Raw genomic sequence first — 11,936 nt, 5'->3', positions numbered from 1 at the left:
TCACAGCGATTTTTGTTACCAACCGGATGGTTTCCTCTGATGTGAGCGCCGTATGAAAAAGAACGGGGTGCCAGTTGCTGTGCAACCGGCACCCCGTTCGTCTCACGACCTGAGTGCTTACACCCTGACAGGCACTTGATTCGGATCTGGATCGGAGTTCGGATCTTGCTCGATCGGAATCCGCCGAATCGCTTCACCCTCGATGTCGACGTTCGGCAGGATCTTGTCGAGCCACGCAGGCAACTTCCACGCCGAATCACCGAGAATCGACATGACCGCAGGGATCACGATCATGCGGATGATGAAGGCGTCGAAGAAGACTGCCGCTGCCAGGCCGAAGCCCATCATCTTGCTTGTCGTCTCCGAGGACAGCATGAATGCACCAAAGACGGAGATCATGATGATGGCCGCCGACGCGACCACACGAGCACCATGGGTGTAGCCGGAGATGATGGCGTCCTTGGCCGACAATCCGTGCACGTATTCCTCGCGCATTCTCGTCACGAGGAACACTTGATAGTCCATCGCCAACCCGAACACCACACCGATCATGAAGATCGGTAGGAACGAGATGATCGGTTGTGTGTGCTCGATCAGCCCGAAGTCGCCCTCCTGGAAAATGGCCACCGTGGCGCCGAAGGTCGCGCAGACGGAGAACAGGAATCCGAGAGTTGCGGTCAGCGGCACCAAGATCGAGCGGAAGACGACCATCATGATGATGAACGCCAGCCCCACAACCACGATGAGATAAGGGATGAGCGCGGAACTGAGCTTCGACGACATGTCGGCAACGATCGCGGTTTGACCCGCTACACCGAGTTCTGCGCCTTCCGATTTCACCGTCGATCCGTAATCCCGGATCTGATTCATCAGCTCGTGGGTTTCGGGACCGCTCGGCGACATCTGCGGGGTGACCGCGATCAGCGCAGAGTTGGCGCCCGCCATCGGGTTTGCCGCGTCCGGTCCGTTTCCGACCCACATCAACTGATCCGGCGTTGCGACGTTGTCGAGGCCTTTGATGTGCGCGACAGTGCCATCGGCAATCGCGGTGATGTCGGTGCCGTCCGGAGCGTCGAGCACGACGAACAACTCTCCATTGACGCCTTCACCGAACCCACGTTGCAGTAGGGCCAGCGCCGGTCGCTCTTCGTCCTGCGTGAAGGAGAGTCCGAGTTCGAGCTTGGTCATCGGAATAGCCGCGATCACCAGGAGAACCAGAGCAGCGCCCGCGATCGGCCACGGGTATTTGGTGACTATCTTGGCCCAGCGATGACCGTTGGATTCCATCGTCTCGGGCTCGTCACCGTGGCGCAGCCCGGGGACACGAGGCGAGAACGCGAATCGGCCGAAGATACCCAGAACCGCTGGGATCAATGTGATTGCGCCGAGCACAGCGATGATGACGGCAACCGCTGCCGAGATTCCCATCTGCGTGATCATCGGAACCCCGACCACCGCCAGGGCAGCCAGCGCAACCACCACTGTCAAGCCTGCGAATACGACAGACGAACCGGCAGTACCTACTGCGCGTCCGGCAGCGGCTTCCCTGGTTCCGCCCAGGTTGAGCTCACTGCGGTAGCGCGACACGATGAACAACGCGTAGTCGATCGAGACTGCGATGCCGATCATCGTGACGATTCCCGTGACGCCTTCGTTGATGTCGAAGAAGCCCGAGCCGAGGGTGACAGTGAGAGTGGCCAGCGCAATTCCCAGAATTGCAGTGAACAACGGGATGAACGCCGCGATGAGTGCACCGAACGCCACGATCATCACGATGAACGCCACCGCGAAACCGAGCATCTCCGACAGACCGCCCGCGGTTTGCACCTGCATCATCGAGCCGGTTCCTTCGACTTGCAAGCCACCGGTGCGGAACTTTGCCAGCAAGTCGAGGAACGCGGTCTTGTTGGCCTGCGTCTGATCCTCGATGCGAATCGACTGATTGAGCTGGATCAGCCCGACCTTGCCGTTGTCGCCGAGAACGGCCGACGCCACCGCTGGATTGGCCTCCGCGAGAGTGACCGGATTGACGATCTTCTCGGGATCGACGATGTCCGGCAACGTCTTCGCCTGCGCAATCAACTGGTCGATCTGATCGCTGTGTGCGGCAAGTCCGTCATCTGCTGCGATGAGAATGCTGGTCGACGCCTGAGTTTGCTGCTCCGCTGCCGCCGCAAAGTTCTCGTTCATCAACTCGGTCGCACGTTGGGAATCAGTGCCCGGAAGATTGAATTCTTTGGAGAACGTCGGATTTGTGGCGCTGATTGCGCCCCCCACCACCGCGATCACGATAATCCACGCGGCCACCACAAGATACTTGTGGCGGAAAGCGAACTTCCCCAACCTGTAAAGATACGTAGCCAACGTAGGCCTCTCTCGCCGTGGACTGGTCTGTCCGAAGAACACGGAGTCTTTCGGTGCCAAGGTCATACGGTACGGACCGACCGGCTCGTTGGCACCCGGTATATCTGCGAAAACGGCATATCCGACGCGCCTTCGTCCCGTTTTCAGACCGCTCGGTACCGTGGACACGACACGGGCAGGCGCCTCACCAGAGCAGACGCCAGGTAGCACGAAAGGCAATCCAATGAATCACGGCCAGGCCGTCGATCGCGATCTCCTCCTTGCCGGCCAACAGCGACTCGACGCGCTGGGCCCACGATTGACGGGATCGCCTTCACACCACGCGGTGGTGGAAGAAGTCGCGAACGAACTGACCGAACTGGGCCTCGACGTCCGGCGTGATTCACACACTTTCGAACGCTGGGATCTGCCGGCGACACCTAACGGACTTCGCATCGAATTGCCGACGGGACCGATCAGAGTTTCGTCCGCATTCCCCTACTCCGGATTGACCGGACCACAGGGAATCTCCGCTCCCCTGGTCTACGTCAGCGCGCGACGCCCCAAGTGGTCGGCGGCCAAGGGCGCGATCGCAGTGATCGAGGTCCCGCACATCGATCTTCCCCGCAAGCTCCTGGTCAGCGAGTGGGGCCCGATCGCCACCGACGAGACACTTCGAAATCCGGTTCTCTCCGCAACTCTTCTGGGCCCGAAGCTCGACAAGGCCCGCAAGGCCGGTGTCCTCGGCGTGATCGCTGTGTGGCGCGACATCGCTCCGGACAACGCGCTGGGACAATATCTTCCGTTCACGCAGCCATATCACGACATCCCCGCCGTCTGGGTGGCCGGCGACGAGGGCGTGAAGGTTGTCGCTGCGGCTCGTTCCGGTCAGCAGGCGACTCTGGTCCTGGATGCGACCCTGCATCCGGACACCCGGACTGACACGGTCTGGGCGGTGTCCCCCGGAACCTCACCCGAAGAGACGATTCTGCTCATCACTCACAGCGACGGAACCAACGGCGTCGAGGAGAACGGTCATCTGGGAATGTTGGCGCTGGCGCGGCACGCCGTCGCGCAGCCGCATCGACGGTCGTACGTTTTTGTCCTGACGACTGGCCACCTTCGCATTCCAGCGGTGTCCAAGCACGGGCAGGCAACGTCCACCTGGCTCGAAGCACACCCTGAGATGTGGAAGGGCGAAGCCGGTCAGGCGCGCGCAGTAGCGGGGATCGCAATCGAACACCTCGGCGCACTGGGTGATAGCGAGGACAACTCGACCGGCAGCTATGCGTTGGAGACCACTCCGGAACCGGAACTGCTCTACGCGACGAGTCGGGAAGTACACGACATCGTTGCACCGCTGTGGCGCGACATCGGGGCGGGTGATCGCCGAATCGTGGCGCCAGGACCGGTCATTCATTTCGGCGAGGGCGAACCACTGTTCGAGCGGAAGATCCCGGCAGTCGCCTTGGTGACGGCGCCGCAGTACCTGCTCGCTCTGCGCGAGGCCGACGCCGTCACGCACGTCGACCTGGACGCGATGATCAAACAGATCGAAAACTTCCGGGATCTGCTCGACGCATTCGATGCGACCGACACCGCGGCTTTCGGTCCGGTGGTCTCGCGCTCGGCATTCGCGAAGTTCTCGGCACTACTTCAGTTGATGCAGATTTTGTCGAAAGCCAAGAAATAGTGCTGTGCGCCTTTATTAACCGCGGGCGGTTGATAAAGGAGCACAGCACTTGGGGTTACTTGTCGTGAATGATCACGCCACGGATGTTCTTGCCGTCACGCAGATCCTGGTAGCCCTGATTGACGTCTTCGAGGCTGTAGGTGTTGGTGATCAGTTCGTCGAGCTTGAGCTGACCCGCATCGTAGAGACGGAGCAGACGCACGATGTCGTACTGCGGATTCATCGAACCGAACAGCGTGCCCTTGATCGTCTTCTGATTCAGGGTCAGGTCGGTACCCGACACGTGAACGGTCAACTTGGCCGGATCGGCGAGACCCGTGATCACCACGGTGCCGCCCTTGCCGATCACTGCCGTCGCTGCACTGACCACGTCCTCGTCGACGGTGCCGACAAGGATGAGCGCAGCGTCGGCGCCCTGTCCCCAGGTCAGCTCGTTGACCTTGGCAGCAGCGCTCTCGGCGTCTGCAAAGGCGTGCGTGGCACCGAACTTCAGTGCGGTCTCACGCTTGAGAGCAACCGGATCGACCACCACGACGTACTTGCAGCCAGCCGAAACAGCGCCCTGGACCGCATTGATGCCGAGTCCACCGATGCCGTAGATCACCGCGGTGTCACCGGCGCGGAGGTTACCGGCGTTGACGGCCGTTCCCCAACCCGACGGCACGCCGCAGCCGACGACCACGGCGGTCTCCAACGGAAGCCAGTCGTCGATCTTGACGACCGAGTGCTGGGAGATGGTCGCTCGCTCGGAGAACGTTCCGAGCATGCACATTCCGCCGAAATCCATTCCGTTGCCGTGGAAACGGAAGGAGCCGTCCGTCATGGATCCTTCGAGGATGGTGGCACCCATGTCGCAGAGGTTCTGGCGACCGGTCGAGCAGTAGCGACAGGTGCCGCAGTTGGGAATGAAGCTACACACGACATGGTCGCCCGGCTTGACCTTCGTGACACCGGGGCCGACTTCTTCGATGATGCCCGAGCCTTCGTGTCCGCCGACGATCGGGTAACGCGGCGGGAGATCACCGTCGGTCAGGTGCAGATCCGAATGGCACAGTCCGGCAGCGGTGTACTTGATCAGTACCTCGCCCACCCCCGGGCCGTCGAGGTCGAGTTCCATGATCTCGAAAGGCTTTCCGGGCTCGAGCAGTACAGCAGCTTTGGTCTTCACTGGTGATCTCCTTGATTGTCGGACGAGAGAATGAGCGATGGGGGTCGGTCAGAGGGCGATGTTGACGGCCTTGGTCTGGGTGTAGAGATCTATGGCGGATGCGCCGAGTTCGCGACCCCAACCGGACTGCTTGTATCCACCGAAGGGCATTGCGGTGTCGAAGCCGTTGTACTGGTTGATCCACACCGAGCCGGCCTTCAAACGCTTTGCCGTGCGGTGGGCCTTGGAGATGTCCCGGGTCCAGATGCCCGCGGCGAGTCCGTAGATGGAATCGTTTGCGGCAGTGATCGGTCCGTCGTCCGCATTGAACGGCAGCGCCGCCACGACGGGTCCGAAGATCTCCTCCTGGACGATGGAGAATTCGGGCTTGACGTCAACGAAGACCGTCGGCTCGACGAAGTAGCCCTGATCGCCCCAGCGGTTGCCGCCCGTCAGTGCACGTGCGCCGTCGGCGATTCCCTCACGGAGGTAGCCGGTAACCTTGTCGAACTGCTCCTGCGAGACCAGCGGTCCGAGCTGGGTGGTGGGATCGAGGCCGGGCCCGATCTTGACCTGGCTCGCTGCGTGCGCGACGGCCTCGGTGAACTTCTCGAAGATGGTGTCCTCGACGTACAGGCGAGTGCCCGCAACGCAGCACTGTCCGTGGTTGAACAGCCACGCGTTGAGCGAACCCTCCACCGCGGAATCGAAATCCGCGTCGGCGAACACGATGTTGGGGCTCTTGCCACCGAGTTCGAGCGTGACCTTCTTCAGATTGCCCTTGGCAGCGTCGACTATCTTCTTGCCCACCTCGGTAGAACCGGTGAACGCGACCTTGTCCACGTCGTCGTGGCCGGACAGTGCAGCACCTGCATCGCCGAAGCCGGGAACAATGTTGACGACGCCGGGCGGGAATCCGGCTTCTTCGAAGACCTCTGCGAGAAGCAGTGCGGTGAGCGGGGTCTGCTCGGCGGGCTTGAGGATCACCGTGTTGCCGGCGGCGAGCGCGGGGGCGAGCTTCCACGACGACATCAGCAGCGGGAAGTTCCACGGCACGATCAGTCCACAGACGCCGATTGCCTCACGCAATGTGTAGGCGTGGAATTCGCCGCCCGGAGAGAAAGGCATCGACACATTAACGGTGCTGCCTTCGATCTTGGTGGCCCAGCCCGCGTAGTAGCGGAAAACGTCTGCGGCCCAAGCCACATCGACGGCGGTGGCGATGGCAACGGACTTGCCGTTGTCGAGAGCTTCGAGCTGGCCGAATTCCTCGGCACGAGCACTGAGAATGTCGCCGACCCGCCAGATCATGCGCTCGCGCTCGTTTGCCTTCATACGTGACCAAGGGCCGTCTTCGAAGGCCGTGCGAGCGGCGCGTACCGCGCGATCGATGTCTTCGGCCTGGCCGTGTGCCACGTCTGCGAGCTTCTGTCCGTCAGCCGGGTTGTACGTCGCGAAGGTCTGACCCGAAGCGGCGTCGACGAATTCGCCGCCGATGTAGAGCTTCTTCGGTCCGTTCAGGAAACCCTGTACCGCGGAACTGATGGTGTGTTCGGCTACTGCCGTCATCGGAAACTCCCCTGAAGTAGTGAGGTGCGAATGTGATGCACGCCATACTTCCGCGCTTCCGGGGGTGCTAACTGTCCGAACTTTGTACAACTGAAGTCGGACAGCAAACTACACAGTGATGTCGAGCGCCCGCATACGTGTGTAGAGAGTGCTTCGGCTGATTCCGAGCTGCGCCGACGCGTGAACCTTGTTGCCGCCGCAGTCTTTCAACGCTCCGATTATCGCCTGACGCTCAGCCTTCTCCCGCCCCGCCAACCGCGACGCCTTGGTCGTGGTGCGGTAGTCCTCGGGCAGATCGGCGACGTCGATGCGATTGCTCGAGCGTTCGCCGGAGGCGCGATGGAGCACGACGCGTAACTCGGCCAGATTGCCCGGCCAACTGGCCGCCGCGAGCGCTTCGGCAGCGCTGGCGGTCAACCTCAGTTCGGGCGAGATCCCCTCCAACATCGCCTGCGCCAACTCGGCGATCTCGGCTTGTCGTTCTCGCAGCGGGTTGATGGCAATCCTGGAGGCACAACGCGAGATGAGTGACACGATGGCTGGCGGCAAATCCGCGACCGCGCCGCTGGTCAGCACGATCCGCGGCCCCTCGGCGCTGGCATCGACCAGGTCTGCAACCAGTGGCAACACCGAATCGGGAAGGAGCTGCACCTGTTCGATCACGACCACGCCCGAACGCTTACGGGCTGCTCGCACAAGATCGGTGATCCACTGCTCACGGCCGTCGAACGCGATCCGCGTGGCATCGTGCCAACTGGCGTCGATGCTGCCGACCACGTCCGATGCTGCCGAAGTTCGACCGGAACCCGCTTCACCAGAGATGGCAACTGCGGACGACGAGGTCCGCGCTCGCATGAGGTCTCGGCGCAGTCGTTCCCCCGGAGATGGTGCCCGCTCGTGGGTTCTGCGGATGGGCGCCCGTTGCCGCTGGAGTGGTTCGACCAGGAAGAGTGCGCCGCCGTCGGCCCCGGAAATCCGGTCGGCTTGAACTCGCGCCAGCGCACCGGACGCCAATTCGACTGTCACCAATCGTGATTGATCCGGGTTGAGGTCGGCGATCAAGGAGCGGAGCGATACGTGGTCGGCAGTGTCCAGCAGGTCCAGGGCGGTTCGGTTGCTGAGCAGGATGTCGTCGCCGATAGCCGCAACGGCGATGTGGCGCTGATGTGAAACTCGTTGGAATGCGTCGACCAGTCGCTGCTCCGACGCTTTGGAGCCTTCGAGCAGTCGCTTCTCGATGTCCACTGCCGCACGCGCAAGGAACGGCGCGAACAGCGGGTTGGCCTGCGAGACAACGCCGGTCATATCGAGAATGCCCTCGACGCGGCGGGTGACGGGATGCAGGATCGGCTGGCCGTAGCAGCTCAATCCCTTGAGGCTGTCGAGGAAATGCTCGTCACCGTGGATCACCACGCTGCGCCCGACTTCGAGCGGCGTACCGAGCGCGTTGGTACCAGCGTGCTCTTCGCCGAAGCGTGAACCGTTGACGACGCCCAACCGCTCGATCGTCCGCTCGACTCGACTGTCGGAGTACACCGAGGCGACTACTCGGCAGTCCCGATCGGCAAGCAGGACGCAGAACCCGGTGCCCGCGATCTGTTGCGAAACCTCGTCGAGCACAGGTGCGGCAGCCCGGAGCAGACGAGACTCGCCGTCCTGCTCCTCGGTGTCCACGGCGATGGCCGACGACGGGTCGAGGCCACTGAGTCGAGAGCGCTTCCAGGAGAGCGCGATCTCGGGGCGTACCGGCTCACGCTCCCCTGGGTTCGCGGACATACTCTCAGGCCTGACCGATCAATTCGATCGCCTGTTCTCGCATCGCAATCTTGCGGACCTTGCCCGTGACTGTCATCGGAAACTCGTCGACGACGTGGACGTACCGCGGAATCTTGTAGTGCGCGAGCTTCCCGGTGCAGAAGGCACGGACCGAATCTGCGTCCAGATCGTCTGCGCCTTCGCGCATCTGGACCCACACCATCAATTCCTCGCCGTACTTTGCATCGGGTACACCGATGACCTGAGCATCGAGAATGTCGGGATGGGTGTAGAGGAACTCCTCGATCTCACGCGGATATACGTTCTCACCACCGCGGATGACCATGTCCTTGATGCGTCCGGTGATAGCGACGTATCCGGCCTCATCCATGACTCCGATGTCTCCGGTGTGCATCCACCGGGCAGCGTCGATCGCCTCGGCGGTCTTCTCCGGGTTCTCCCAGTAGCCGAGCATGACCGAGTAACCACGAGTGCATAGTTCACCCGGCTCGCCGCGCCGCACCGTCAGTCCGGTTGCCGGATCGACGATCTTGATCTCGAGGTGCGGTCCCACCCGACCGACGGTTTCGGTGCGCTGCTCGATCGAATCGTCCGAGCGGGTCTGCAGCGACACCGGCGACGTCTCCGTCATGCCATAGCAGATGGACACCTCTGCCATACCCATGCGATCGATGACCTGCTTCATCACCTCGACCGGGCAGGGCGAACCCGCCATGATGCCGGTACGAAGGGATGACAGATCGAAGCTGTCGAAGTCCGGCAGCGCCAACTCGGCAATGAACATCGTCGGAACGCCGTAGAGAGACGTGCACTTTTCGGCCTGGACGGCTTCGAGCGAGGCGCGCGGATCGAATGCCGGGCCCGGAATGACCATGGCAGCACCGTGACTGGTGCACGCAAGGTTGCCCATCACCATGCCGAAGCAGTGATAGAACGGCACCGGGATGCACACCCGATCGATCTCACTGTAGTGGCACAACTCGCCGACGAAGTATCCATTGTTGAGAATGTTGTGGTGGCTGAGCGTCGCGCCCTTCGGGAAACCGGTAGTGCCCGAGGTGTATTGGATGTTGATCGCGTCGTCGGCCGACAACGCGGCTTGGGCAGCTGCGAGCGGAGCCGGATCGCTTGCCTGGGCCGCCAACCCGTCGGCAAGCACCGCGTCCCACTCGGGTGAACCGAGCAGGAGCACCGACGTCAAATCCGGGCACTGCGGCCGCACCGTCTCGATCATCGACGCGTAGTCCGAGGTCTTGAAGCTGGCCGCAGACACCAGCGTCGAGATTCCGGCCTGCTCGAGCACGTATTGCAACTCGTGCGAGCGGTAGGCCGGATTGATGTTGACCAGGATCGCGCCGATCTTTGCCGTCGCGTACTGCGTGAACGTCCATTCCGGACAGTTGGGAGCCCAGATCCCCACCCGATCGCCCTTCCCCACACCACGGGAAAGTAGTCCGGCAGCGAGCCCGTTCACCTGCTCGGCGAACTCCCGGTATGTCCATCGTCGACCGCTGGCATGGTCGATCAACGCATCACGGTCACCGTGCGCGGCAACCGTGCGATCCAGGTTGTCTCCGATGGTGTCGCCCAGCATCGGACCGTCCCATACACCGGACGTATAGCTGGGCAGCGGGGTACTCATGTGTTCTGTCCTCTCCGGTTACCTGTTCAGGCACCTATGAGAGGGGCCGCCGCAGCGGACCCTCTCATCTACGAATTTACTCGATTCGGTGTGATGCACGACATACTTCCCGGTGCGGGGTGGCCGTAACTGTTCGAAGTCCGGACACCCCACCCGCCTGCTGTGCGCCTTTCTTAACCGCCGGCGGTTAAGAAAGGCGCACAGTGATTACAGGGCGTGGTCCTTGGTCTCGACGAGCGCCCAGGTGCAGACCAGACTCACCACACCGAGGATTGCCAACATGATTCCGATGGCCATACTCCCGTAGGCCGAGGCCAGCGGTGCGGCGATCAGCGGCGGCACTGCGCCGCCGAGCACTCCGGCGAGGTTGTAACCGAGGCCGGCACCGGTGTAGCGGTAGCGGGTCTGGAACATTTCCGGAAGCAGCGCACCGCAGGGGCCGTACGCGATTCCGAAGATCATCAGCGTGCCGAACATTCCGAGGATGAACGCGATCGGCGTTCCGGTGTCCAGGAGCGGGAACAGAATGAGCGCCCACACCACAGCCAGACCACACGAGATCATGATGACCTTGCGACGCCCGATGCGGTCCGAGTACAGGGCGGAGACGATGATCGCCGCACCGAAGACGAAGGCGGAAGCGATACCGACCGACAGGACGAACGGGCGGGAGAAACCGAGAGTCTTGGTTCCGTAGCTCGTGAGGAAAGCCGTGCCCATGTAGAAGAACGCGAACAGGCAAGCCAGTGCGCCCGCCGAGAGCAGGATCTCCTTGGTCTGGAATCGCCAGGCATCCAGGAACGGGAGGGTGCGAGGTGCTTCGTTCTTCTGCTCTGCGACGCGCTCTGCCTGCTCCGCCTTGAAGACCGGGGTCTCCTCGATAGCGAGTCGCATGTAGAGGCCGATGCCGACCAACACGATGGAGAACAGGAACGGGATACGCCAGCCGTAGTCGAGGAAGGCCTGATTGGTATCGCCGAGAACAGCGCCGGTAATGAGGAAGGTACTGCTCGAGAGAACGAAAGCGATTGCGGGGCCGAGCTGCGGGAACATCGCATACAGACCACGTTTGCCGGGTGGGGCGTATTCCGCGGTGAGCAGGGTTGCGCCCGCCCATTCACCACCGACCGCGAAGCCTTGACCGAATCGCAAGAGCACCAGGATGATCGGAGCCGCAACACCGATGGTTGCTGCACCGGGCAGCAAGCCGATCAGGAGCGTCGAGATACCCATGAGCAGGAGCGTCGAGATCAGAGTCTTCTTACGACCGATGCGATCGCCGAAGTGTCCGAACAGCATTGCGCCGACGGGCCGGGCGATGAATGCGACTGCGAAGGTCGCAAACGATGCGACGGTTCCCGCGGTGGCACCGAGCGCGGGGAAGAATACCGTCGGAAAGACAAGTGCCGCAGCAGTTCCGTAGATGAAGAAGTCGTAGAACTCGATGGTCGTGCCGATGCAGCTCGCGATCGCGACGCGCCGCACACTGGTGGTCTGCGGGGGTTGTGTCGCGCCTGCGGCACTCGCACCCCCGGCGCCGGCGGCGCTGTTGCCGCCTGTGGGAGAGACTGTGGTCACTCGATTCCTCCGTGGTCCCGTGGTGTCGCCCTGTGGGCATCACCGTCGATAGGAGGAAAGGTAGTGATGTGGCTCACCCCCGCACTACCCCCGAAAGGGGGTAGGAGTGATCTCGGTCACGACTTGTATGCAATGGTAACGAGTTTCACGGCTCTTCACATGCCGTGGGCCGTCGATTCGTTGCACGA

The 11,936-nt window shown here is 62.2% G+C and carries 7 protein-coding genes; 1 reads left to right on the top strand and 6 read right to left on the bottom strand.

The window, feature by feature from the left end; all coding sequences use genetic code 11:
* Nucleotides 1–117 precede the first annotated feature (117 nt).
* Nucleotides 118–2,364: an MMPL family transporter gene (locus ACSW29_RS10375; RefSeq protein WP_448277427.1), complete on the bottom strand. Its 2,247-nt coding sequence runs from the start codon at nt 2,362–2,364 to the stop codon at nt 118–120.
* 223 nt (nt 2,365–2,587) lie between these two features.
* On the opposite strand from ACSW29_RS10375, the gene ACSW29_RS10370 reads away from it, so the two are divergent.
* A complete protein-coding gene (locus ACSW29_RS10370; protein WP_448277169.1) occupies nt 2,588–4,036 on the top strand; it encodes a hypothetical protein in 1,449 nt (482 codons plus the stop codon).
* Between the two features lie 55 nt (nt 4,037–4,091).
* Here the strand turns inward: ACSW29_RS10370 and ACSW29_RS10365 are convergent, their stop codons facing one another.
* From ACSW29_RS10365 to ACSW29_RS10345, 5 genes are all read right to left on the bottom strand, one after another.
* Nucleotides 4,092–5,204: an NDMA-dependent alcohol dehydrogenase gene (locus tag ACSW29_RS10365; protein ID WP_019744235.1), complete on the bottom strand. Its 1,113-nt coding sequence runs from the start codon at nt 5,202–5,204 to the stop codon at nt 4,092–4,094.
* Nucleotides 5,205–5,252: 48 nt separating this feature from the next.
* Nucleotides 5,253–6,752, bottom strand: coding sequence for an aldehyde dehydrogenase family protein (locus ACSW29_RS10360; protein WP_019744236.1), 1,500 nt, complete (start codon nt 6,750–6,752; stop codon nt 5,253–5,255).
* A gap of 108 nt (nt 6,753–6,860) precedes the next feature.
* Nucleotides 6,861–8,528, bottom strand: a complete 1,668-nt coding sequence (locus tag ACSW29_RS10355; RefSeq protein WP_448277168.1) for a sigma-54-dependent Fis family transcriptional regulator — start codon at nt 8,526–8,528, stop codon at nt 6,861–6,863.
* A 4-nt stretch (nt 8,529–8,532) separates the two neighbouring features.
* Nucleotides 8,533–10,170, bottom strand: coding sequence for an AMP-binding protein (locus ACSW29_RS10350; protein WP_448277167.1), 1,638 nt, complete (start codon nt 10,168–10,170; stop codon nt 8,533–8,535).
* 207 nt (nt 10,171–10,377) lie between these two features.
* Complete coding sequence (locus ACSW29_RS10345) at nt 10,378–11,748, bottom strand: MFS transporter (RefSeq protein WP_019744239.1); 1,371 nt, start codon at nt 11,746–11,748, stop codon at nt 10,378–10,380.
* Nucleotides 11,749–11,936: the final 188 nt, after the last annotated feature.

It is taken from the genome of Rhodococcus sp. GB-02, assembly GCF_053470465.1.
This window is presented reverse-complemented; position numbering and strand designations above follow the sequence as displayed.

Excerpts from the sequence above, each read along its gene's own strand:
- ACSW29_RS10360 (WP_019744236.1), bottom strand. The coding sequence starts at position 6,752 with ATGACGGCAGTAGCCGAACACACCATCAGTTCCGCGGTACAGGGTTTC.
- ACSW29_RS10350 (WP_448277167.1), bottom strand. The coding sequence starts at position 10,170 with ATGAGTACCCCGCTGCCCAGCTATACGTCCGGTGTATGGGACGGTCCG.
- ACSW29_RS10355 (WP_448277168.1), bottom strand. The coding sequence starts at position 8,528 with ATGTCCGCGAACCCAGGGGAGCGTGAGCCGGTACGCCCCGAGATCGCG.
- ACSW29_RS10370 (WP_448277169.1), top strand. The coding sequence starts at position 2,588 with ATGAATCACGGCCAGGCCGTCGATCGCGATCTCCTCCTTGCCGGCCAA.